General features: G+C 40.4%; 20 protein-coding genes and 1 pseudogene. 13 read left to right on the top strand and 8 right to left on the bottom strand.

The genetic code is table 11. The features are described 5' to 3' along the window. Positions 1 to 214 precede the first annotated feature (214 nt). Positions 215 to 1,486 carry a glycosyltransferase gene (locus NXR94_RS07645; RefSeq protein ID WP_258104027.1) on the bottom strand — a complete coding sequence of 424 codons (1,272 nt, stop codon included), beginning with the start codon at positions 1,484 to 1,486 and terminating at the stop codon, positions 215 to 217. 100 nt (positions 1,487 to 1,586) lie between these two features. Here NXR94_RS07645 and NXR94_RS07650 point away from each other — a divergent pair, with 100 nt between their 5' ends. Continuing rightward, a complete protein-coding gene (locus NXR94_RS07650; RefSeq protein ID WP_258104028.1) occupies positions 1,587 to 2,459 on the top strand; it encodes a hypothetical protein in 873 nt (290 codons plus the stop codon). Here NXR94_RS07650 and NXR94_RS07655 read toward each other — a convergent pair. Both NXR94_RS07655 and NXR94_RS07660 read right to left on the bottom strand, forming a co-directional pair. Then, complete coding sequence (locus NXR94_RS07655; protein WP_258104029.1) at positions 2,456 to 4,852, bottom strand: YfhO family protein; 2,397 nt, start codon at positions 4,850 to 4,852, stop codon at positions 2,456 to 2,458. The genes NXR94_RS07650 and NXR94_RS07655 overlap by 4 nt on opposite strands. Then, positions 4,842 to 5,897 (bottom strand): annotated as a pseudogene (locus tag NXR94_RS07660) (DegT/DnrJ/EryC1/StrS family aminotransferase); the annotation flags it as partial. The gene NXR94_RS07655 and the pseudogene NXR94_RS07660, both read right to left, overlap by 11 nt. A 140-nt stretch (positions 5,898 to 6,037) precedes the next feature. Between NXR94_RS07660 and pfkA the strand changes: the two are divergent. Next, the gene (gene pfkA, locus NXR94_RS07665) at positions 6,038 to 7,009 is read left to right on the top strand and encodes a 6-phosphofructokinase (RefSeq protein ID WP_258104030.1); all 972 of its coding nucleotides are present in this window, start codon (positions 6,038 to 6,040) and stop codon (positions 7,007 to 7,009) included. On the opposite strand, the gene miaA is transcribed toward pfkA, so the two are convergent. Then, complete coding sequence (gene miaA / locus NXR94_RS07670) at positions 7,006 to 7,923, bottom strand: tRNA (adenosine(37)-N6)-dimethylallyltransferase MiaA (RefSeq protein WP_258104031.1); 918 nt, start codon at positions 7,921 to 7,923, stop codon at positions 7,006 to 7,008. The genes pfkA and miaA overlap by 4 nt on opposite strands. 40 nt (positions 7,924 to 7,963) lie before the next feature. On the opposite strand from miaA, the gene NXR94_RS07675 reads away from it, so the two are divergent. The 6 genes from NXR94_RS07675 (at position 7,964) to NXR94_RS07700 (ending at position 14,741) form a co-directional block, all read left to right on the top strand. Further along, the gene (locus tag NXR94_RS07675) at positions 7,964 to 11,236 is read left to right on the top strand and encodes a PAS domain S-box protein (RefSeq protein ID WP_258104032.1); all 3,273 of its coding nucleotides are present in this window, start codon (positions 7,964 to 7,966) and stop codon (positions 11,234 to 11,236) included. An 18-nt stretch (positions 11,237 to 11,254) separates the two neighbouring features. Further along, complete coding sequence (locus tag NXR94_RS07680; RefSeq protein ID WP_258104033.1) at positions 11,255 to 11,635, top strand: response regulator; 381 nt, start codon at positions 11,255 to 11,257, stop codon at positions 11,633 to 11,635. Further along, a complete protein-coding gene (locus tag NXR94_RS07685) occupies positions 11,625 to 11,900 on the top strand; it encodes a hypothetical protein (protein ID WP_258104034.1) in 276 nt (91 codons plus the stop codon). Before NXR94_RS07680 ends, NXR94_RS07685 begins: the two co-directional genes overlap by 11 nt. Beyond that, positions 11,897 to 12,658 (top strand): MBL fold metallo-hydrolase, encoded by a 762-nt coding sequence (locus NXR94_RS07690; protein WP_258104035.1) that lies wholly within the window; start codon positions 11,897 to 11,899, stop codon positions 12,656 to 12,658. Before NXR94_RS07685 ends, NXR94_RS07690 begins: the two co-directional genes overlap by 4 nt. Then, the gene (locus tag NXR94_RS07695; RefSeq protein WP_258104036.1) at positions 12,659 to 14,203 is read left to right on the top strand and encodes an NFACT RNA binding domain-containing protein; all 1,545 of its coding nucleotides are present in this window, start codon (positions 12,659 to 12,661) and stop codon (positions 14,201 to 14,203) included. Between the two features lie 121 nt (positions 14,204 to 14,324). Continuing rightward, entirely contained in the window at positions 14,325 to 14,741 is a 417-nt protein-coding gene (locus tag NXR94_RS07700; RefSeq protein WP_258104037.1) for a response regulator, read from the top strand. 51 nt (positions 14,742 to 14,792) lie between these two features. Here the strand turns inward: NXR94_RS07700 and pyk are convergent, their stop codons facing one another. Both pyk and NXR94_RS07710 read right to left on the bottom strand, forming a co-directional pair. Beyond that, positions 14,793 to 16,226 carry a pyruvate kinase gene (pyk, locus tag NXR94_RS07705; RefSeq protein ID WP_258104038.1) on the bottom strand — a complete coding sequence of 478 codons (1,434 nt, stop codon included), beginning with the start codon at positions 16,224 to 16,226 and terminating at the stop codon, positions 14,793 to 14,795. Between the two features lie 2 nt (positions 16,227 to 16,228). Beyond that, complete coding sequence (locus NXR94_RS07710) at positions 16,229 to 16,657, bottom strand: IPExxxVDY family protein (protein ID WP_258104039.1); 429 nt, start codon at positions 16,655 to 16,657, stop codon at positions 16,229 to 16,231. A 404-nt stretch (positions 16,658 to 17,061) separates the two neighbouring features. On the opposite strand from NXR94_RS07710, the gene NXR94_RS07715 reads away from it, so the two are divergent. The 4 genes from NXR94_RS07715 to nadE are packed head-to-tail and all read left to right on the top strand — an operon-like array spanning position 17,062 to position 21,161. Then, positions 17,062 to 17,298: an acyl carrier protein gene (locus tag NXR94_RS07715; protein WP_258104040.1), complete on the top strand. Its 237-nt coding sequence runs from the start codon at positions 17,062 to 17,064 to the stop codon at positions 17,296 to 17,298. A 22-nt stretch (positions 17,299 to 17,320) separates the two neighbouring features. Beyond that, positions 17,321 to 18,574, top strand: a complete 1,254-nt coding sequence (gene fabF, locus NXR94_RS07720) for a beta-ketoacyl-ACP synthase II (protein WP_258104041.1) — start codon at positions 17,321 to 17,323, stop codon at positions 18,572 to 18,574. Continuing rightward, positions 18,574 to 19,323 (top strand): ribonuclease III, encoded by a 750-nt coding sequence (rnc, locus tag NXR94_RS07725; RefSeq protein WP_258104042.1) that lies wholly within the window; start codon positions 18,574 to 18,576, stop codon positions 19,321 to 19,323. Before fabF ends, rnc begins: the two co-directional genes overlap by 1 nt. A 41-nt stretch (positions 19,324 to 19,364) precedes the next feature. Continuing rightward, positions 19,365 to 21,161 carry an NAD(+) synthase gene (nadE, locus tag NXR94_RS07730; protein ID WP_308706260.1) on the top strand — a complete coding sequence of 599 codons (1,797 nt, stop codon included), beginning with the start codon at positions 19,365 to 19,367 and terminating at the stop codon, positions 21,159 to 21,161. Between the two features lie 173 nt (positions 21,162 to 21,334). On the opposite strand, the gene yidD is transcribed toward nadE, so the two are convergent. After that, a complete protein-coding gene (gene yidD / locus NXR94_RS07735) occupies positions 21,335 to 21,544 on the bottom strand; it encodes a membrane protein insertion efficiency factor YidD (RefSeq protein ID WP_258104498.1) in 210 nt (69 codons plus the stop codon). Positions 21,545 to 21,653: 109 nt separating this feature from the next. Between yidD and NXR94_RS07740 the strand changes: the two genes are divergently transcribed. Then, complete coding sequence (locus NXR94_RS07740) at positions 21,654 to 23,099, top strand: BamA/TamA family outer membrane protein (RefSeq protein WP_258104044.1); 1,446 nt, start codon at positions 21,654 to 21,656, stop codon at positions 23,097 to 23,099. Here NXR94_RS07740 and NXR94_RS07745 read toward each other — a convergent pair. Continuing rightward, positions 23,096 to 23,710 (bottom strand): toxin-antitoxin system YwqK family antitoxin, encoded by a 615-nt coding sequence (locus NXR94_RS07745; protein WP_258104045.1) that lies wholly within the window; start codon positions 23,708 to 23,710, stop codon positions 23,096 to 23,098. The two genes, NXR94_RS07740 and NXR94_RS07745, sit on opposite strands and share 4 nt — an antisense overlap. Positions 23,711 to 23,738 lie beyond the last annotated feature (28 nt).

The following is a 23,738-nucleotide window of genomic DNA, read 5'->3' on the forward strand; positions in this document are numbered from 1 at the left end:
CGCACACCAAAAACGATTTTGACCGTTTCAATTTGACTTAAATACTTACAAATTCAGGTCAAAATCGTTCACACTGGCCTTGGATGAATCCACCCGCCTGAACGCCGTGAGATAGGTATCAATAAATTATTGCTAAATTAGATTTTTTCAATACACCCCACAGATTTTCGGTTTGATCCAGAAATTCTGGTAAACTTCAGAGTGCGACAACTGATCACCCTTGATTTTTAGACTTGAAAGCTGCTAAAACCTCCTGATATAAATTGTAGTAATCAAGAGAAACTACCTGTTCATCATAATTATTAGCCACATGCTTCCGACACTGCTCAGACACTTCCCTTCTTAAGTCAGGGCTAGTATAAAAGTGAAAAATACCTTTTGCCAAATCTTTGGAGTCGCGCAACTTCGATAAGTAACCGGTTTTCCCATGAATTAATAAATCTGTAACTCCACCGGCGTCAAAACAAACCACCGGGATACCACAAGCCATAGCTTCCATTGTTGTATACGATAGTGTTTCTTGAATGGAAGACAAAACAAAACAATCCCCTAAATTATATATCTCACACATTTGTTTCGGAGAAGCAACAGCCCCAACATGCCTAATTTCAATGTTAGAAAAATTTAGTGAATGTGTTCCTCGTCCAAACAGAATTAGCGTGCATGAGAAATCATCTAATCCATCCAGTATTTTTAACGTCTCAATCAAAAATGAAAACCCCTTTATTTCATCATTTAAATCTGCTGCGCCGGCAACTATAATAAATTTTTCCGGAGACAAATTAAATTTATATCTCAATTCAACCTTATCCGCAATTGGATGGTACAATTTGGTATTTAGAGAATTGCCCAACACTCGTACATCTCTGTCCTTTAAAACTTTACCTGCCAAAACCTGTTCTTTAAGCCAATGACTAACTACAGTAATTTGTCCTCTGAATTTTTTAAAGAACAGCGTCTTTTCGTTCAATTGTTTCTCAGCTCTATCACTAGGTTTTGAGGTATAAAAGCAACTCTGACATTTATCTTTAAATAGTTCGCAGCTTAGCGGAATATGACAGCCACCTGTAATGGGCCAAAAGTCATGAAAAGTCCAGATTATCGGTTTTATTTTAGAGAGGTTATATATTTCTTCAAGTGATACAAAGCCAAAATTCACCCAATGAATATGTATTACATCTGCCCAGGCTACCTCAAGGTTCCTTGATAGATTTAAACCACTCTTTCCAAGTGAAAATTTGTACAGATATTTCTTCTTAGAAATAAACGACCTCACGAACACTCTTTCACTTATAAAATTCCACCAAAAACTGGCCTTAAGGAAAAATGAATTTGTCATATTTACCTTACCCTCTCCGGAAGAGTCACCCAATGCATATGCTAATTTTACATTAAAGCCGCTATTCTTTAGTGAAGCAGCCAGCCTGTTTGCCGCAATTCCAGCACCGCCTGATTTCTCAAACGTAGTCAGTATCAAAATATTCATTCAAGACTTTGGTCTACTTTTGAAACATATTCGCAATATACATATGATCGACACTCCTATTCTTCTTCTTATTTTCAATCGTCCTCAAAACGTAAGATTATTGTTCAAATCAATCAAGCAATATCAACCTGCCAATATTTACATTGCAGCAGATGGCCCAAGAAATGTCGAGGAAAAAAATCTAACCGATCAATGTCGAGGAATAGTAGAAGAAGAAATCAGCTGGCCATGTTCAGTTCACAAATTGTACAGGGATCAGAACTTAGGATTGAGAATTGCTGTCAGCCAAGCCGTAACGTGGTTCTTTGAAAACGAAAAATGGGGCATTATTCTGGAAGATGACTGTCTGCCTACTCACGAGTTTTTTAATTTCACTCGGTCACGACTGATGGAATATGAAGATGATTCAACAATAATGCATCTGTCGGGTAATAATCTTCAGCCTAAAAATTTCCCTGGATACCATTTTTCAAAATATCCCAGAGTATGGGGGTGGGCAACATGGAGACGTGCTTGGAAATATTATGATGACAGCGACTCTTTTTTGGATAAACTAGACAACCAAATCATTAAATCCATGTACCCAAGATGGATTGATCGCGCTTTTTGGACAATAATTATTGAGAAAATGAAGCTTCCAAATGGCTCACTAAAAAAAAGATCCTGGGCATATTTTTGGGCTCTCAACATTAGGTACCATAATGGAAGATGTATTCAGCCTAATCAAAATCTAATTCAGAACGTTGGATTTGGTGAAAACGCTACTAATACGAAGGATCAAAACAGATTAAAAAGGCTTTCAAACATCAATCCTTCTCCAAGTTTTGACTCAAAAGGCATTTCGCCCCACTCTAGACAAATAAGCGAAGTACAGGACAATCAATTTGTCAATGAAATTTTAATTGACAGTCGGATAAAGCTATTGAAAGTCTATTTGAAGGTGCTACTGCCGTTTCTTAAACCCAGACGCTAAGCATTCTTCCTTGCAACATAAAAGCCTGCACCAACAAGGGCTACAAATATTAGGAAGGAAACCAACACTAATTTGTTACCTAAGGCAATACTAACAGGTTCATACCTAAACTCAATTTGATGATTCCCAGCGGGAACCGGCAATCCTCTAAGAACATAATTCACTCTAAGGTGTTCTACCGGTTCTCCATCTATGTAGGCATTCCAACCTGGTGCATAGAATATTTCCGAGAAAACCACAAACTGATCCTCCTCTGACGAGAAAGAGTACTCCATCTTTTCAGGATGGTAACTAACTAAAGAAACTTCTCCAACCCCACTAAAGCTTGTTCTTTGATCGACCACTTCTGAAAATCGAGTATCATATATGGCAGTCGAGCCCGGATCTATCTCTCCTAGTCTCGCTATTTCCTGGTCAGCATTCTCAACTTCGATTAACTCATCTATTAACCAGACATTACCCAGGGCCTGGGGGTTTTGTTGTACCACAGGACCTTGCTCACTTTTCACAATAAAATATTTCGTATTAAGCATATTTAGAACTGACCTATCCATTTTACCGATATACCGATCAATCAGCTCCTGATAGCGCTGCATCTTTATGGCGCTATAACCCAATATCGAATAATGAAAATAGGAAGTTACACCATCACTAAAAGGGTTTTGACTAGTAAGATTAAGCACCCTGTGGTAGGTGTTATCCTTCATTATTTCATCATCAGCTACACTCGGCTTAAAAACCTGAGCACTTACGGTTTTTTCCTTTTGAAAATCCTTTGAATCCAAATGTCTTTTATCTACACCCCAGAGATCAATCAGAATCAAAAAGCCAACTCCTCCCAGCAAATAGAGACTTTTAAGTTTTGATTTGGCATAAAGCCAAATACCGGCCCCAGCCAAACCGATAAAAACTATGGACCTTATAATATCCTGATTGAATAGTCTTTTGCGATCTGAAATGATGGCATCCATCAACCAATCCGGGAATCCGTAAGCCTGGTCCCTTGCCCCCTTGAAATCGAAGAATGCCCCTTTGAACATTAGGAAGAACAAACCAATTCCAATGACCCCAAGAACCACCTGCATTAGTCTCCTTGTATCAACTGACTGCTCCTGTTTCAGGATTTGATCCAGAGTTAAAATACCCATAAAAGGAACTATCAATTGAGTAATGGAGAATATCATAGTAACCGTACGGAACTTGTTGTAAAGCGGAACATGATAAAAGAAAATATCAGTAAACCATTCCAGGTTCTTACCCATCGCAAGTAAAACGGATAAGATAAATAGGCTTAGCCCCCACCATTTCAAATTGTTATCTAATACGAAGAAACTCAGGATGAAAAGGAAACAAAGTATTGCCCCAAAGTAGATGGTACCTCCGGTAAATGGTTGATCACCCCAGTATAAAGGCACGTTTTCGGTGACATTCTGGGTTGTCCGACGATCCACTCCATTACTGCTCAACGTTTCATAGGTTTCAGAGCTTTTAGAAAGTGACTCAGAGGAGGCGCCCCCATGAAAATAGGGGAATATTAGGGTAAATGTTTCCATTTTACCATAACTCCAGCTTAATGCATAATCTTTATCCAAACCATCGCTGCTTGACTTCTCTCCATCTGTAGTGGTAAGCTCTGAACCACCTCTTGTGGAATAATCTTTGTACTCAAGCATCGAGTACAGTTTCATGAAATTGGAACCAAAAGCCAGTGTCGCCGAGAGCAAGAGTACACCGGATGCCTTGAAAAATTGCCCCCATTCTCCACTTTTCGAATACTCAAATACCACATAAACGGCATAAGCCAATGCCATTATGAGTAAATAATAGGTGATCTGGATATGACCAAAGTACAATTGAAAACCTGAGCCAATAAAAGCGTAAATGAAACCTTTCATGAATTTACCCTTATAAGCAGCTATTATACCGGCAAGTACCGGTGCCATCAAAGCCATAGCAATCACCTTGTTGTCATGGCCGACTTCAATACTAATAATGTTAAATGTCGAAAAGGCGTAGGCAAAACTACCAATCGCAGAAAGCCATCTTGACACCCCAAATACCTGCAAAAGCAAATAAAAGCCAACAAAAAGAGCCAAGACCATCGCCATTGGCTTAGGTATTATTCCATAAAAAAATATTTTATTCACATATGCGAATGGATTATAACTCGAACCACTTTGTAATGGTACTCCTGCAAATTCACGTGGATTCCAACGTATAACCTCTCCTTTAGCACGATATTCTGCTATTTCCTTTCCAGTCCCTTTCATCTGCAGGTTATCTGATTGCACCAATACTTTACCAGAGTAAAGTGGCGCAAAATAGATACTCGTAATAATGAAGAATATGGCTATTGGCAGCAGGTGCTTTAAGTAGGCTTTATCAAATTTCATATTGGTCTGATCTTGACTTTAGATGATCGCAAATGTATGTTATTTCTATTTCTGACAACCTTGTGTACAAAGGAAGAGATATACTCTCCTCGCTAAGTCCTTTGGCGATTGGATAATTGTTATGATAATTGATTGTTTCGGGAATGGTAAAGGGATAATGGATATCCAATTGTTTTAATACACTCAAGACCTCATCACGATCCTTAACCTTGATCACAAACTGATGAAAAACCGAATTAACCGGAAAATCTTTCTTTGGCAAGGCTATTTTTTCCCATAGGATTTTAGCTCTCTCTCTGCGCTCCTCATTTATTCGATCCAGATACCTCAACTTAACACCCAGCACGGCGGCCTGAATTTCGTCTAATCGGCTGTTTCGGCCAGCAAAATTAAACTCATGCCTTGAGGTCCTTCCATAATCCCGCAATGCTCTTAATTTTTCAGCCAGTTGATCATTATTGGTTACCAAAGCTCCCCCATCACCAAATGCTCCTAAATTCTTTGTCGGATAAAAGCTGAAAACAGCTAGTTCACCAAAACTCCCAACCTTCTTTCCCTGCACCTCGGCTCCATGCGCCTGTGCGCAATCTTCAATGAGATAGATTTTGTAATCACCGCATAGCTTTCGCAAAGAAATAATATCACAAGGATTACCAAATAAATGAATAGGAATGATCGCTTTAGTTCTTTCCGAAATCGCAGCTTGCACCAGACTAATATCTATATTCCCGGTTGTGTATTCCACATCCACGAAAACAGGTGTTGCACCGGATCTCTTTACAGCCATAGCGGGTGAAACCCACCCAAATGCAGGCAGTATCACTTCGTCACCCTGCCCAATACTCAAAACCTCTAAAGACATCTCCAGGGCATCAGTTCCATTTCCACAAGTTACACAGTGATTTACACCAAGATATTTAGCAAAATTTTGTTCAAATCTCCTAACCATCTCACCCTGAATAAATATCCCGCTATCTACCACTTTAGTGATGGCTTTTTGCACCTCTTCATTCAACTTTTTAGGGTCTATTTTATTATTCAAACCTGAGCAATCGTTATATCAGAAAAGAATCTTCACATTTTAAAAGGGGCACTTCAATAGCATTTGAATTTTAGCTAATATTGACCCCCGAAACAAATAAACTACAACCCCCTAACCTTTTAGAAGATTTTAAAGATTTGTTTATGAAAAGTATTGGTGTTTTTACATCAGGTGGTGATGCTCCGGGAATGAACGCCTGCATTCGATCTGTAGTTCGTTCGGCACTGTATCTAGGCATTGATGTCTACGGGATCAAATACGGATACAATGGAATGATTGAAGGGGATATCTATAAGATGAAATCTTATTCTGTAAGTAACATATTACAGAAAGGTGGAACGATATTGAAGTCTGCTAGAAGCAACGAATTCCGTACAAAAGAAGGTAGACAAAAGGCCTACGAACAACTTAAGAAAAGAGGCATTGAAGGTCTTGTGGCCATTGGAGGAGATGGCACATTAACAGGAGCAAACCTATTCTACGAAGAGTTTGGTATCCCTACCATTGGATGTCCGGGAACTATCGATAATGACCTTTACGGTTCTGATTATACCATTGGTTTTGACACTGCTGTTAACACCGCATTAGATGCTATTGATAAAATCAGAGATACGGCCAATTCTCACGATCGTGTTTTCTTTGTTGAGGTAATGGGAAGACATTCCGGTTACATCGCTATTAATTGTGGTATAGGTGGTGGTGCCGAAATGGTAATGGTTCCTGAAACTTCCGTGACCATTCAGGACGTAATCGACACCCTGAAAGCCGGAGAGAACAGACATAAAACCTCTCACATCGTAATCGTTGCGGAAGGCGGAGAGCAGGGCGATGCCATAGAAGTGGCGGCTAAAGTTTCCAAAGAACTACCAAAACTGGATATCAGGGTAACTAACCTTGGACACGTTCAAAGAGGCGGTGCACCTACCGCTCTTGATAGAATGATTGCTTCTCGTTTAGGAATGGCAGCTGTTGAAGGGTTAGTTAACGGTCAGAAAAATTCAATGGTGGGAATCATTGATAACAAGATCGTCTTTACTAACATCAAACTGGCTATCTCTAAATCCAAGCCAATCAATGATGAGTTGATGAGACTGGTTGAGGTAATGAGTATCTAAAATTTAGCAAGCTCGACATTTATATTATCAATGGCCTGATTAATGTCTTCAGGATGTAACCAAATCACATCCTCACATGCATTAAACCAGGTCATTTGTCTTTTGGCATATCTCCTACTGTTCCGCTTTAACAGTCGAATAGCTTCTTCCTTATCATATTTACCTTCCAGGTAGTCAAAAATCTCTGTGTAACCAACTGTTTGTAAAGCAGTAAGATTCCTGTCTACGTGAAGTTTTTCGGCTTCTTCAAACAAACCCTGAGAAATCATCTCATCCATTCGGAGGTCAATTCTTTCATTCAAAATATCCCTATCCATTGATATCCCCAGCTTTAGATTTCGAAAAGGACGTTCTTTTACCTTTTTTACTCTGAAGCTGCTAAATGGTTTACCCGTAGTTCTGATCACTTCTAAGGCTCGTATGACCCTCTGATGGTTTTTCAGATCTACCTCCTCATAATATTTAGGGTCTTTCAGTTTTAGTTCTTCCGTCAGCGGAGTGAGACCATTGGATTTGAACGCTTGATTTAATTCATCACGCAGCCCCTCCTTCACCATGGGCATTTCGTCAAAACCTTCCCAGATTGCCTTAAAAAAGAGACCCGAACCCCCCGCTGCTATCACTACATCATGCTTAAGAAATAATTCATCCAGCAGTTGAATAACTTCTGTTTCAAACATCCCAACGGTATAAGAGTCATGAATAGACAAATTGTCAACAAAATGATGAGGGACAAGGGATCGTTCTTCCTTACTGGGTTTTGCTGTCCCGATCTCCATTTCACGATAAAACTGCCTGGAATCTACTGAGACCACCTCCGTACCAAAATGCTGTGCGAGGCTTATTCCAAAGCTGGTCTTACCTACTGCAGTTGGTCCAACCACCGAAACCAACAATCCATTCTTGTCATTCATAAACTCAAAAATGTACCTTTATTTGGCTAAATTTAGCAATATGGAAGAGATAGATGATCGGGTAGAAAATTTAAATGATGAGATAGAAAAGCTTAGGGCAGATCTCGATTTCTTTCGAAAGGAATACGAAAAGCTAAAACTCCATGATTATCAACACCTCAAAGAGCTTTTCGACTCTTCAAATGACCTGGTCCAGGTTTTTAGACCAGATGGGGAATTCAAATTCGTCAATGAGGCATGGCGGAATAAACTCGGATACCGAGAATCAGAGGTTTCTGAATTAAAGTTCGTGGATGTTATCCATCCCGACCATCGAAAGCAAACCCTTCAAAGTCTTGTAAAACTTTCGGCTGGCAGTCACCTTGAAAGATTTGAAACGGTTCTGGTAACCAAGTATGGAAAGAATGTCTATGTCACGGGAAGACTTACCTCCATTTTCCATAATGATCAAATCATTGAATTTAGGTGCATCTTCTTTGACATCACAGAAAGATTTCGCGCAGAAAGAGCTCAGGCGCTCTACTACAAGATCGCCAACATTACCATGGAGCCGCTGAGCCTTGAAAACTTTTATCACAAGATTTACTTAGAGCTCAATGAAATCCTTAATGTCAATAACTTTTGTGTCGCTCTAAAAAGCTCACAGGGAGAGCAGGAGGTGAATTTTGTGTATTGGAGAAATGAAATCCAACATCAGGAGACTGCTATGATCCAGGATCTGGAACGACTTCTTATCTCTTACACTTTTGAACGAACCAAACCGCTGATCATCTACGAAGATGGTATTCAAAAAATTGCTGAACAGAAGCGAAGGAAAATCAAAACCGATATTCCGAAAATTTGGCTTGGGGTGATTGTAAAATTGGAAGGAGAAGCTATCGGGGTATTGTCCATCAGTTCTTATCGTGATCAGGCAGTTTATAACCATAAAGATCTTGAGCTTCTGGACTTTATTTCCGGGCAAATGAGTCTTGCACTTGAGCGCAAGATGAATGAGGAAAAAATTCAGAATCAGGCAGCTCGACTAAGTGCTATTTTTGAAAGTAGTACCCACCAAATCTGGTCGATTAATAACAAATACGAGTTTACTTCCTTCAATCAAAATTATGCAGAGGCTTTTGAATCATACTTTGGCGCAGAACCAAAATTAGGCGACTCTCTGGTCAACGAAGGAGCTGTAACTGTGCCAAGGGAAACACGCCGTTTCTGGAAGGAGAAATATGACGAAGCATTCAAGGGTAGTACTATCAACTTTCAGACATCTATTAAAAATAAAGAGGGTAAGCGGGTATGGAGGGATTTCTTTGTGAACCCCATTCACCTTCCCAGTGGGGAAATTGAGGAGCTATCAGTCATTGCAAATGATATCACCGAAAGAAGGCAGGCGGATATGGCTCTTAAGGAAAGCGAGGAGAAGTTCCGAAATATATTTGAGTCATTCCAGGACATCTATTTCAGGTGTAATATCAACGGAAAAATCACAATGATCAGCCCTTCGGTTCAGGACGTTGTCGGTATGAAAGCCTCCGATTTGATTGGTAAAAACATTACTGATTTTTTTCTTTCCAAAGCCAAAATCTCTGAACTCTTCAGAAAACTTTATACAGACAATAAGGTCAGCAACTTTGAAGGATCTGTTCAAACTAAGGGAGGTAATCCAATTGAGTTTATTAGCAATGTCAGGTTGATAAAAAGAGACAAAGCAAAACCTCAAATTGAAGGGGTTGCAAGAGACATCACCCGGATCAAACGAACAAATGAAGAGCTAAGAGCAGCAAAAGAACTTGCAGAGAACTCCCTAAAGATAAAAGAGCGTTTCCTGGCTAACATGAGCCATGAGATCAGAACACCGATGAATGGTATTATAGGCATGATTGACCTGATTGCAACTACCAACCTGGATCACGAGCAAACAGATTATATCAAAACCATTAAAAAATCTTCAGACACACTGCTCAACATTCTCAATAACATACTCGACCTTTCGAAGATCGAAGCCGGCAAGATGGAGTTAAGAAAGGATCCGGTAAGAATACTCGAACCTTTTGAAAAAGTATATGAGCTGTATTCCCAGCAGGCCAACTTGATTAACAATACACTCTATTACCATATTGACGATAAATTGCCCCAATACATCCTTACGGATGAAACCAGACTCCTTCAGGTGCTATCCAACCTCACCAGCAATGCAATTAAGTTTTCACCCAATAAAGGGCATATTAACATCAGTGCACGCTTATTAGAACAAGACGGCAAAAAGTGCAAAATAAAAATATCTGTAAAGGATTCAGGTATTGGAATTTCTAAGGAAGATTGTGAAAAGCTCTTCCAAAGCTTTAGTCAATTGGACAGCTCCTCCAGTAAGAATTTTTCAGGCACAGGTCTCGGCCTTGCCATTTCCAAGGAACTTGTCAAATCCATGGGAGGTGAAATTGGCGTGGTGTCTACTCCCGGCCTTGGAAGCACCTTCTCATTTACCTTCGATGCGGAAAGTATTGCACCGGAAGAAGTATCAGAAAAAAAGGAAGAACCAGTTTTCATTAAGCAGTTCACTACCTCAAGTCCAAAAATATTACTGGTTGATGATAATGATATAAACAGGCGTGTAGCCATGAATATATTATCAAAATCGGGCTGTGAGGTAATCGAAGCAGAAACCGGGGAACATGCTATTGAGTCAGTGAAGAAGAACCATTTCGACCTGATCTTTATGGATATACAAATGCCAGGAATGGATGGCATACAAACCACACATCACATAAGAGAACTGAAAATTACTGATTTACCTCCAATTGTGGCCATGACAGCCTATTCAATGGAGAACGACAAAGCCAATTTCCTTAATCAGGGAATGGACGACTACCTGCCAAAGCCCATTAAGGCAAGTAATCTCATTGAGTTGGTCAAAAAATGGCTGGCCTTTGAACCTGCAAGTCATGTCAATACTGAGTTTTTTACCGAGGAAACGGGCGAGTTGACGATCAACCAAAACACCCTGAATCAGCTTTATAAATTCGGAGGAAAAGAATTTATCCAAAGTGTTCTGGAGGATTTTGATAAGGAATCCACTGAACAAACGGAGAATATTGAATTATTTTTCAAAGAAAAGAAATATGAAGATTTGCGAAAGGAGTTGCATACGCTTAAAGGCAACGCAGGGACTTTGGGAATAGAAAAATTATCAAAAACGGCGGCGCTGATGGAAAAATCAATAAAAGAAAATAACTTTGATAACCTTGACGCTCTACTGAAAACACTGCTATTTAATCTCTCTGAGTTCAAAGAAAGTTATCAAAACCTTATTACTAGCTAGCTAATTAGATCTGAACACATGAGTAAAAAAATTTTAGTTGCAGAAGATAGTTCGGTTATACAAAATCTAACCAGAAGGATTCTTTCGTTGCAGAATTATAAGATCAGCTCCGTGAAAAACGGCGCTCAGGTTCTGGAGCTTTTGAATAAAGAGCCATTTGATTTGGTTCTTTTAGACATTCACATGCCAATAATGGATGGAATGGAATGCGCACAGGAAATCCGTAAATTACCCAAGGACATGAATGGCGCTATCCCTATTATTGCCATTACAGGGAATGCCAACAACTACAGTGAGGATGAGTTCAAGAGAGTGGGTATAGATTATTTCCTTCCCAAACCATTGAACTATGACACATTGGTAGAAACTGTAAACAGCTTCATGACTAATGGAAATTAAATACACCAAGCAATTCTTAAATCGCCTTGAGGATATATTCTCAGAAACCGATTACATACTCAGGTATGAAAAAGGCAATTTCCAGTCTGGTTACTGTGTCCTGAAAGAAACAAAAATCGCTATTGTGAATAAATATTATTCACTCGATGGTAAAATCAACAGCCTATTGGAAATCCTAAAATCCGTGGAACTTGACATCTCAGGGTTGAGCGATAAAAACAGAAAGCTTTACTTCGAAATCAACTCAACACAGCTCCAGTTTTGATAGTAACCTTTCTTGGCACAGGTACCTCACAGGGTGTTCCCGTCATCGCATGCGAATGTGATGTATGCAAATCCATAGACTTTAGAGACAAAAGAACAAGAAGCTCCGTACATATTGATGTCGACGGATTGAGTTTGGTTATTGACAGTGGCCCGGATTTTCGCTACCAGATGCTCAGAGAGCGGGTAAAAAGATTAGATGCCATACTTTACACTCATGAGCACAAAGACCATACAGCGGGTATGGATGATGTGCGTAGTTTTAATTTCATTCAAAAAGCAGACATGCCCATCTATGCCCATCACAGGGTCATAGAGCAACTAAAGAAGGAGTTTAGCTATGTGTTTGCTGACAAGAAATATCCCGGAGTTCCACAAGTGGCCATTCATGAAATAAACGGGAGTCCATTCAAAATCAGTGACACCATGATCACCCCTGTTGAAGTGATGCACCACAAATTACCTGTATATGGATTTCGAATTAAGGATTTCACCTATATCACAGATGCCAATTTTATTAGTGATGAAGAAATTGAAAAAATAAAGGGCAGTAAGGTAATTGTCCTCAATGCATTACAAAAGAAACCCCACCTAAGCCATTTTACCCTTGAGCAGGCAGTGAAAATGGTGCAACGAATACAGCCGGAAAAAGCTTATTTCACGCATATCAGTCACAAACTGGGTAAGCAGCGAGATATCGAAAAAGAACTCCCTCAAAACTGCGAACTTGCATTCGATGGGTTGAAAGTCGAATTGTAAATGTTTCATAATTATTTCTTCTTAAAACGGCTTGCGCAAGCACTCAATGATCAAATCGGGGGATTCGCGCTGGGTGAATGTTTTTCACAAAACAAAGACGAACTAATTCTTGGTTTTTACAGCAAGGACAAACAGTTCTACATCAAGGCCAATCTAGCTCCCCAGGTCTCCCTGTTACAGATCACGCCTGAATTTAAAAGGGCCAAGAAGAACAGTGTTGATCTTTTCTCTGGTCTGTTGGACTCCAAGGTCGAATCTGTTAAACCCTTTCAATATGACCGGTCTTTTCAGATCATATTCGAGAATACGCAAAGCCTGGTCTTCAAAATGCACGGATCCCGTTCCAATATCCTTCTATCGGAAAATGACCAGGTGATCAACTGCTTTCGAAAATCCCTGCAAAATGATCTGGACATCATACCTACGTCATTAAACAAGCCTGCCCCTGACAAGGAACACTTTATTGAAGTTGATGGTGAACCCGGTAAGTTTCTTCCAGCTCTCGGCAAGGAAGTTAAGAATTGGCTGGCGACGCAACAATATTGGGATATGTCCTTGGAGGAAAAATGGACTATGATGTCCAATCTTCTTTCCAAACTGGAATCCAACCCTGTTACAATCAATAATCTCGACACACCCCCTACCCTTACGCTCCTCGAAAACCCCAATGCAGACCTGGTTCAATTAAATGATCCAATAGCTGCAGCCAATGAATTCTATCTGACTTTTACCCGCGAATACTATCTCAATAGCTCTAAGAGTAAAATGATCAGAGAACTCGATGCGAAAATTCATAAAACGGAGAATTACTTAAAAAAATCGAGATTGAAACTAAAGGAGGTTGAAAACCAGCGTAGCTATGAAGAGATGGCCAATGTGATCATGGCGAATTTACACGCATTTAGGCCTGAAACCACTGAACTGGAGCTTTTTGATTTCTACCTGAACCAACCCTTGAAAGTTAAAATCAAGCATGGCACCTCACCACAAAAACACGCCGAAAACCTTTATCGTAAATCAAAAAATCAGAAAATAGAAGTTCAAAAATTAGAGGACAACATTCAAAACAGACAGAATCAGTTATCTGACCTAAAGCACCAAAAGGAGATAGTAGCATCAAAAGCTGACTTCAAAGGGATCAAGGAGTTACAAAAATCCTCCCCAAAGAAGAAAGCTGATACCAATCAACCCTATCATAGCATAATAAAGGGCTCGCATGAAATACTCATTGGTAAAAATGCCAGAGGAAATGATGAACTCACTACTCGTATAGCAAAAAAGAATGACCTCTGGTTACATGCCAAAGATGTAGCAGGATCTCACGTAATTATCAAGCGTCATGGTAATACAAAAATTCCCTCAGACATACTCGAGTTCGCTGCTGAATTGGCGGGCTGGTTCTCAAAAAGAAAAACAGACTCCCTCTGCCCTGTCATCTACACAGAACGAAAATATGTCCGAAAGATCAAGGGGGCTCCCGCGGGAATGGTGAAAGTGGATAAAGAAAATGTGATTATTGTCACTCCGAAAAATCACCTCAATTAAAATGCTCACATTTTATTTAAATCTCACTCTTTCGGGATATATTTGAAATTAATCTAAATCAAATAAGTAATGACAAGGCTCATTTGATTTAGTCTTAAAGAACCAACCCAACCACCTGACTATGAGAGAACCCAGAGTAAAAAAGAAAAAGGAGTTTTCAATACTTTACGTAGACGATGAGGCTCCTAACCTAAGAGGTTTTAAGACAGCATTCCGAAGACATTTCAACATTCATACAGCCTTAAGTGGCGCGGAAGCTTTAGACATCATCGAGAACAACAACATCAACATTATCGTTTCTGATCACCGAATGCCTGAAATGAATGGCACCGAGTTACTTAACAAGGTATCAAACCTGAATCCTGATATTAGGAGAATGATCCTTAGTGGCTTCATTAAGATTGAGGAGCTTAAACTTGCTTCGGAAAATTTCGGAATTCACGGGTATGTGACCAAACCATGGGATTTTGATGACCTGATGGGCATTTTTCAAAACCTGTTAAGACCAGATCCGAAACTTATCACATTTGCAGATTAAACAAAAAAGGGATGCTAAGCATCCCTTTTTAATATCATTAGGTTATCAGGCTTATTTCACCTGATTCAACCTTACCATGTTTGTATGACCTTCCCAATGCAAAGGCATTGAAGAAGTATTGATAAATATATCACCGCTTTCAAGTAAGCCCTCTTTCTTAAGAATACCTTCAAGTTCATCGAAAGTATCATCAATGTTTTCGAACTTCTCATAGTAATATCCCTTCACACCCCATACAAGGCTCAATTGGCTTAGGATATATTTATCGTTCGTAAACACATATATGCTAGCCTGAGGTCTATGCATGGAAATTCTGAAGCCGGTATAACCTGTTTTAGTCATACCTATGATTGCTCTCGCACTTACAGTTTTGCTCAGTTCACATGCCGACTTAACCAAAAGGTCGTTCAGTCGGGTCGATGAAAATTCATCCTCTTCTGCAAACTTGTTATAAATGGTATTTGAGTCATTCTCGATAGCAAGAATGGTTTGAGCCATTTGACGAACTGACTCAATCGGAAATTTACCAGAAGCAGATTCCGCAGATAGCATCAAAGCATCCGCTCCATCTAACACCGCATTCGCAACGTCATTAGTTTCAGCACGAGTTGGTCTTGGATTCTCGGTCATGCTCTCAAGCATTTGAGTCGCGATGATTACCGGCTTCGCTACTTTATTACACTTTCTAACAAGACGTTTCTGGTATATCGGAACCATTTCAGATGGAACCTCAACACCAAGGTCACCACGTGCCACCATCAACCCATCAGTTGCGTCGATGATTTCATCCATGTTTATCATGGCCTCCGGCTTTTCCATCTTGGCTACCACCTTGGTACCTACACCAGCCTTGGCAATTCTTTCTTTGATATCTCTGATATCTTCTGCCGTTCTAACAAAAGAAAGTGCAACCCACTCCAAATCGAATTGGAAAGCAAATTCCAGATCTTCAATGTCTTTTTCGGTCATAGAAGGAGCCGAGACATTAGAATTAGGTAGGTTAATACCTTTTCTAGACTTCAATAATTCTCCATGTATCACCTCAGTGTATACATCATTGCCTTCTACTTTGATGGTCTTCAATTCAATGTTACCATCGTCTACCAAAATCATATCACCAGGTTTCACATCCTGAGTGATACCTTTATATACGGTACTCACCTTCTCGCTCGTACCTTCCATCTCATCCGTGGTAATAATCAGTTGCTGTCCGGGCTGGATCGGCACTCCGCCATCTTTTACCTGACCTACTCTGATTTTTGGTCCCTGTAAATCCTGTAGCAAAGCCACATGCGTGCCCAACTCCTCGTTTAGGCTTCTTACCATTTCTATGGTTTTCTTGTGATCCTCATGAGATCCATGAGAAAAGTTCAATCGGAACACATTAGCCCCGCTGAGGATAAGCTCTTTCAAGATCTTGCGATCTCTACTTGCTGGTCCAATGGTGGCAACAATCTTAGTCTTCTTAGACAAATAAGGATTCATTTTTAAAAAATTAAATTCTCCCTGGCTTTGACTTTATCGAGATCAATTACAACCGCGTAGTCAACAGCCTCACAATCTTTAAGTTTGGTCATTACCTCTTTCGACCATGAGTCGATCAAGGAATTTTTAAGTTTAAGCAGATAATCAAATTGCTGTAAATCAGACACTAAAAACTGAACCTTGGCCGAAGTCTGCTGCAATTTGTTGCGCAGCAAATGTACGGAGCTGAACTCAGTTTCGTCTATCAAATTGGAAATACTAATCAATTTATTACCCGCAAATTCAATTTTGATGTCAGCACCCTTCACCAGATGAAACAGATCTAACTGGTTTAGATGCCATCCAAGTTTATACTCTTTCATGGGGGACACCACACCAATGAGTTCGAAATCTATTGGGTAATCACCTTCTAGTTTATTCTTCTTACTCATATCAGAATTTGCGTGGCAAAATAACAAAACTCTGAAGGCATGATTTGCTCAAATCGCAAAATAATTTTCCACAACTACGTATTTTCTCAGTAGTTTTTCCTGAATAATCGATTGCATGCCAATTTTTCTTAACCCTTTGAAAAATAACTTCAAGAACCATTTCATCGAAACAGGCAATTATAAAGACCACTTCTTCTTACTTCTAATAATGGTCCAGCTACCTATTTACATAATAGGTACTTATATCTACAGCAGAGATATATGGATATTGACTTATTTTCAAGGGTATTCTACCCACTGTTGCCGACAACCGCCTGCGCCTTCTTTTTAGGGAGATTATTTTAGTTTGTTTTTAAATCGTTAATGTATTTCTTTGCACTGGATTTTAACTAAAACTTAAAAAAATGTCAGAAATAGCACAAAAGGTGAAGTCAATAATCATTGACAAATTGGGTGTTGAGGAATCAGAAGTAACTCCTGAAGCTAGCTTCACAAATGACCTTGGCGCAGATTCACTTGATACAGTGGAATTGATCATGGAATTTGAAAAAGAATTTAACATCTCTATTCCAGACGATCAGGCCGAAAACATTGCCACTGTTGGACAGGCAGTATCTTATCTAGAAGAAAACGTTAAATAATATTTTTATTTAAAATCCTTTCATGGAATTAAAAAGAGTCGTTGTTACGGGGATTGGTGCTGTTACACCACTAGGTAATTCTAAACAATCATATTGGGAAGCTTTGGCTAATGGTGTAAGCGGTGCTGCCCCAATAACGCGATTTGACACAGAAAAATTTAAGACAAAATTTGCCTGTGAAGTGAAAGGGTTCGATCCTCAGGATTACCTGGATCGCAAAGAAGCCAGAAAGATGGACCCATGCACCCAATATGGGATGGTCGCTGGTGATGAGGCTGTAAAAGATTCAGGATTGGATCTTGAAAAAGTAAACAAAGACCGAATCGGTGTGATTTGGGGAAGTGGTATTGGAGGTTTCACCACCTTTCAGGAAGAAGTAACCGCCTTTGCCACTGGAGACGGCACACCGAGATTCAACCCGTTCTTTGTTCCTAAAATGATCCTGGACATCACTCCAGGTCAACTATCAATGAAATATGGCTTTAGAGGGCCAAATTTTGCAACCGTATCTGCATGCGCATCTTCGAGCCATGCTATCAATGATGCTTTCAACTATGTTCGACTTGGCAAAGCCAACGCCATTCTCGCTGGAGGATCTGAGGCAGCAGTCATTGAGTCGGGCATTGGTGGATTCAATGCGTTGAAAGCTCTTTCTGAGAGAAATGACTCTCCGGAAACGGCCTCAAGACCTTACGATAAAGATCGTGATGGATTCGTTCTTGGTGAAGGTGCCGGTGCATTGATACTCGAAGAACTGGAACACGCCAAAGCTCGTGGAGCGAAAATCTATGCTGAAGTTTTGGGTGGTGGTATGTCAGCCGATGCTTATCACATTACTGCACCCCATCCGGAAGGTTTGGGTATCAAGCTGGTGATGAATGCTGCATTGGAAGATGCCGGCATTTCTGCTGAGCAAATTGACTATGTGAACACACATGGTACCTCGACTCCACTAGGAGATGCCGGAGAGATCAAAGCTATTTGCAGTGTTCTTGGTGATCACGTATTTGACGTGAACATCAGTTCAACCAAATCTATGACTGGTCATTTGTTGGGAGGAGCCGGAGCAATTGAGAGTATTGCCTGTCTTATGACCATCGATCAGGGGATCATCCCTCCTACCATCAATCACTTTACTGATGACCCGGAGATAAATCCAAAACTTAATCTAACATTTAACAAAGCTCAAAAAAGAGAGGTTAAGGTTGCATTGAGTAACACCTTTGGATTTGGTGGACACAACAGCTCTATGATTTTCGGGAAATACGAGGGGTAGTGCTATCACTGATCAGAAGATCTATTGGCCTACTTGGATACCTCATCTCTAACGATAAGGAGCTTTACAAAAACTTTAAAATCATTACGGGTAACCGTCCGATCAACCTTTCTCTGTACACATTGGCAATGCGACATACCAGTGCTGCCAAAGTCAACAAAAAGGGAGTAAAAGAATCGTACGAACGCCTGGAGTTTCTTGGGGATTCCATTCTTGGAATGGTGGTCGCTGAGATGCTTTACAAGAAATTTCCTTTCAAAGACGAGGGATTTCTTACTGAAACCAGATCTAAGCTGGTAAACAGAGAAACGCTCAATCAGCTTTCAAAAAAAATAGGGCTCCAACTTCTGGTGAAGTACAATCGCAACCGTGGTAATAGCGTCTCCCATAAATCTGTTTATGGAGATTCCCTGGAAGCCTTAATTGGAGCCATCTATCTCGACAGAGGTTATTGGGCTTGCAAAAAATTCATTATCGTCAAACTCATTACTCCGCACTTTGACCTCGATGAGATTGCCGCCACCACCATCAACCACAAAAGCAAAATCATTGAATGGGCTCAAAAGGAGGATAAAAACCTGAAGTTTGAAATTCTTCAAACGAATGAAGAATCTGATAATAAGCAGTTCATTGCCCAGGTTTTCATTGACGATACTCCGATGGAAAAAGGCTTTGGTTTTAGCAAAAAGAAGGCCGAACAGGATGCGGCACAAAAGACATTGGACCAACTTGATTTAGACCTGGGATGAAGAAATTACATTTAGGAGGAGCTTGTCTTAATCAAATCCCAATGAATTGGGAAAATAACCTTTCCAATATCATTGAAGCTATTAATGAGGCTCAGCATAAGGGTATCCAAATACTTTGTCTACCGGAATTGTGCATAACCGGTTATGGCTGCGAAGATATGTTTCACAGCACATGGATTGCGGAAAAAGCCCTCGATAAGCTCGGACACATTGTACCCGAAACAAAAGACATCTTTGTCACTGTAGGTTTACCTGTATGGTTTGAGGATAAGTGTTATAACGCTATCTGTCTGATCTATAATCAACAGGTCCTTGGATTCTATGCAAAACAAAAGCTTGCAAATGATGGTGTTCATTATGAGCCCAGATGGTTTACTCCATGGCCAACTGGAAAGGCAGCTTCATTTCATTATTTAGGAACTGATTACCCCATTGGACATTTCACCCTTGACCTCTTCGACATCAAAATTGGCTTTGAAATATGTGAAGATGCCTGGCGAGAAGATCGACCGGCGGGCCACACAATCAACCATGGGGTAGATCTTTTCTTGAACCCCAGTGCTAGTCACTTTGCCTTTGGTAAAGCAGAATTTAGAGAATCCCTGGTAGTTAAAAGTTCGGAGCGCTTTGACTGCACCTATCTTTATACCAACCTACTAGGAAATGAGGCTGGCCGTATGATCTATGATGGCGATATACTAATTGCCAAAAAAGGTCAGCTCATAGGGAGAAATAGACGATTATCATTCAAAAACTTCAACCTGCTCAGTGCGGTCATAGATTTTAATGGGAACCAGGATGGTGAGAAAGCCATTCAACTGGATCACCCGAACCCTTTTGCCGAGTTTGGCAAAGCCGCTTCGCTTGCACTCTTTGATTACATGCGAAAAAGTAGAAGCAAAGGTTTTGTCCTATCGCTAAGCGGAGGTGCAGACTCAAGTAGTATTGCTGTTCTGGTTGCTGAAATGGTCAAAAATGGGCTGGAGGAATTAGGTTTTGATGGATTTAATGTCAAATCAGGTCTTGACCTGACAGAAGGTGATGCAAAGAAAGTTGTTTACCAGCTATTACATACTGCTTACCAAGGAACTGTCAATTCATCAGAAGACACCTTCAATTCAGCAAAATCACTTGCAGAAAGCCTTGGGGCACGCTTTTACGATTGGAAGATTGATGAGGAGGTGGGGGCTTACAGGGACTCAATCGAAAAGGCCATCGGACGCGAACTGACCTGGGAAACCGACGATATAGCACTTCAAAACATACAGGCTCGTGCACGTTCACCAATCATCTGGATGCTTGCCAATATCGAAAAATGCTTGCTCCTATCCACTTCAAATCGGAGCGAAGGAGATGTGGGTTATGCCACGATGGATGGAGATACCAGTGGAAGTATTTCTCCGATTGCAGCTGTAGATAAAAGCTTTATTCTTTCCTGGCTTACGTATGCTGAAAATGAGCTGGGTTACAAAGGATTAAAACACGTAAACAGCCTGGCCCCTACAGCCGAGCTAAGACCACAGGAGATGATGCAGACGGATGAAGCCGACCTGATGCCTTATTCAGTTCTCGTGGATATAGAAAGGAAAGCTGTTCGTGACAAAAAATCTCCGCTGGAGGTATATGATCGACTAAAAGGAGGCTATCCGGATCATGTCCTATTGAAACAATGGATCACCAAATTTTTCCGAATGTGGTCTATCAATCAGTGGAAGCGTGAGCGAATTGCACCTAGTTTTCATCTGGATGACTTCAATGTAGATCCCCGAACATGGTGTCGGTTCCCTATCCTTTCCAGTGGATTTCAGGAAGAATTGGACGAATTAAGTCGTTCATAAACCCGAATTATGCATTAGAACTTCGTGATGAAAGCCTAAATAACAAAGAATCAGGAAGTTTTATTGATTTCTGCAAGCACCGCTATGGTGAAATTAAAAAACCTAGCATAGCGACTGATTCACAGTAATTTCGCTTGTAATAGATTTTCTAGTGCATATTTCGGGTTAAACAATTAAGGCACAGGATCGTACCCACTTCCACCCCATGGGTGACAACTTGCAATGCGCTTAATTGCTAGCACTATTCCTTTAAGTGGCCCATGTTTCATTATTGCTTCCTTTGCATATTGAGAACAGGTAGGTGTGTAGCGACAAGTACTCGGAAACAACGGAGAAATACAGTACTGATAGAAAAGTACGGGGAGAATAAAGAGTTGCTTGATTAATTTGCCCACCTGCCAAAAGTATGCTTCATATTTGGTGCTAACAATAAATTAGGTTCTTTTGTGCCTTAGTCCGCTTTTTAATCGCAGGTAGAAAGTCAGAAACCAGTTGAAAGGAAGATACCGTTTACTTTTTCTTGTATTAATAATAGTCTGCTACGTATCCGAGGTGACTGCTCAGTCGTTGGAAGAGCTCCCACCTATCAATCTGGATACTGTACCAAACCCTAAGGTACTCGTAAGCAACATATTCATCATTGGAAATAAGAAGACCAAAGAGTCAATTATCACCAGAGAATTGAGCTTTGAAAAGGGGGATAGCCTGACCATGCATCAATTAATCGGCTATCAAACGGAGGATCGCAACAAAATATACAATACCAACATCTTCAATACCGTCGAACTACAAATACTGGAATTAGATAAGTCCACGGTAAATGTGCTCGTCAAAGTAACTGAGCGCTGGTACACCTATCCGAATATTATATTTAAACTGAGTGACCGAAATTTCAACGACTGGTGGGTCAACAGAGACCATGACTTAAGCAGGGTAAATTATGGAGCCCGGCTGAGCCAGTATAACTTTAGAGGACGAGACGAAACCGTCTTATTGACTGCTCAATTTGGGTTCGAGCGGGTATTTCTTCTGGATTATACCATGCCATATATTGATAAGAGCCAGCGTGTTGGGCTTAATCTGGTGGCTGGATATGGTGAATACAATAACATCGCCTATCGCACGATCGACCACCTCCCTGCCTTTCTCCTGAGCCGGGAACAACAGCGCCGTACTTTTTCTACATCAGCCACCGCGAATTACAGAAAATCATTTTATTCCAGACATTACCTGAGCACAGGCTTCTATTCCTCTCATATCTCAGACTCTGTTAATACTCTGAATCCGGACTTTTTTGGTAATGGAGATCGAACTCAAAGATATTTTAGCCTGAGCTATAGCTTTAGCAGGGACTATAGAGACAATCATACCTATCCGCTCAAAGGTGATCTACTCGTTTTCACTGTGGGGAAAAATGGACTTGGTATTTTCAATGATTTTGACCGATGGTATTTGCAGGCGAGCTATTATAAATACCTGGCGCTTGGAAAGGGATTCTACTTAGGGAGTTATTTCTCCTCCCGGTTCTCTTCTAAAAATGATGTCCCCTATTCCCGGTACTATGAATTTGGTATTGAAAACTACCTGGTTCGGGGGTACGAACTCAGTGTGGTGGAAGGGTATGAAGCCTTTCTTTTCAAAAACTCCTTCAAAAAGAGAGTATTTAAAACTGCATTCAACGTACCTGATCAGCTCATGCCTCTTAAGCAATTCAGAAGATGGCCCATGGCACTCTATATCAAAACTTTCTTTGATGCGGGATATGTCAGAAACTACCCGAACTATGAGCTCAATAGCAGACTATCGAACAAGGCTCTCTATTCTGTTGGGGTGGGGGTTGATTTCGTGACTATCCATGACCTGACCATTCGATTGGAAGAGTCTTATAATGCAGAAGGGGATTTTCATTTCGTGCTCAACTTCAAGCACGACCTTTAATCAAAGTTCTTCCATTTTTTCTTCTTCCCCTTTTTATTGAAGAAGTACCACTGTCCCGATTGCTCTCCGGACTCATAATTACCTACATAAGTCTTTCTGCCGTTCTCATCAAAATAAGTCCATTTCCCGATCATCTCTCCTGCCTGAAAATTCCCCTTTTGTGATACTTGTCCATTGGGATGATAAATACACCACTCGCCATCCGGAAGACCGTCCACATACCCTCCCTTTTGTTCCAGAACTCCTGAAGGATAGTAGTATTTCCACAGGCCTGCATAGGCATCATCTTTAAAGATACCAATACGTTTCAGCTGGCCATTGTCATAGAAGTTTTTGGTGGTATCCGTTTGTACGCCCTTTTCCCAAATTTCTTCGCCTGAAAGATTCCCATTAGGATGAAAATAGACCTGCGGCCCATCCAACATCCCGCTATCGTAATTGAAAACAGCACTAATTACACCATCAGGATACCTATAAGCCCATTTTCCATGCTTTTCATCATCCACAATGCTACCAATCCCTTTAATGGCTCCATTCTCATAGTAAATGGTATCCTGTGCCATCAAAGGAATGACCATGAACAAGGCTGATATCAATAACAGGTATTTCATTCCACTACAATATAAACATTGACAACCT

Source organism: Marinoscillum sp. MHG1-6 (assembly GCF_024714475.1).
Classification (GTDB): Bacteria; Bacteroidota; Bacteroidia; order Cytophagales; family Cyclobacteriaceae; genus JAMZMI01.

Excerpts from the sequence above, each read along its gene's own strand:
- fabF (WP_258104041.1), top strand. The coding sequence starts at position 17,321 with ATGGAATTAAAAAGAGTCGTTGTTACGGGGATTGGTGCTGTTACACCA.
- pfkA (WP_258104030.1), top strand. The coding sequence starts at position 6,038 with ATGAAAAGTATTGGTGTTTTTACATCAGGTGGTGATGCTCCGGGAATG.
- pyk (WP_258104038.1), bottom strand. The coding sequence starts at position 16,226 with ATGAATCCTTATTTGTCTAAGAAGACTAAGATTGTTGCCACCATTGGA.
- NXR94_RS07685 (WP_258104034.1), top strand. The coding sequence starts at position 11,625 with ATGGAAATTAAATACACCAAGCAATTCTTAAATCGCCTTGAGGATATA.
- nadE (WP_308706260.1), top strand. The coding sequence starts at position 19,365 with ATGAATTGGGAAAATAACCTTTCCAATATCATTGAAGCTATTAATGAG.
- NXR94_RS07710 (WP_258104039.1), bottom strand. The coding sequence starts at position 16,657 with ATGAGTAAGAAGAATAAACTAGAAGGTGATTACCCAATAGATTTCGAA.
- NXR94_RS07715 (WP_258104040.1), top strand. The coding sequence starts at position 17,062 with ATGTCAGAAATAGCACAAAAGGTGAAGTCAATAATCATTGACAAATTG.
- NXR94_RS07745 (WP_258104045.1), bottom strand. The coding sequence starts at position 23,710 with ATGAAATACCTGTTATTGATATCAGCCTTGTTCATGGTCATTCCTTTG.
- miaA (WP_258104031.1), bottom strand. The coding sequence starts at position 7,923 with ATGAATGACAAGAATGGATTGTTGGTTTCGGTGGTTGGACCAACTGCA.
- NXR94_RS07645 (WP_258104027.1), bottom strand. The coding sequence starts at position 1,486 with ATGAATATTTTGATACTGACTACGTTTGAGAAATCAGGCGGTGCTGGA.
- NXR94_RS07700 (WP_258104037.1), top strand. The coding sequence starts at position 14,325 with ATGAGAGAACCCAGAGTAAAAAAGAAAAAGGAGTTTTCAATACTTTAC.
- NXR94_RS07680 (WP_258104033.1), top strand. The coding sequence starts at position 11,255 with ATGAGTAAAAAAATTTTAGTTGCAGAAGATAGTTCGGTTATACAAAAT.
- NXR94_RS07655 (WP_258104029.1), bottom strand. The coding sequence starts at position 4,852 with ATGAAATTTGATAAAGCCTACTTAAAGCACCTGCTGCCAATAGCCATA.
- NXR94_RS07695 (WP_258104036.1), top strand. The coding sequence starts at position 12,659 with ATGTTTCATAATTATTTCTTCTTAAAACGGCTTGCGCAAGCACTCAAT.
- NXR94_RS07675 (WP_258104032.1), top strand. The coding sequence starts at position 7,964 with ATGGAAGAGATAGATGATCGGGTAGAAAATTTAAATGATGAGATAGAA.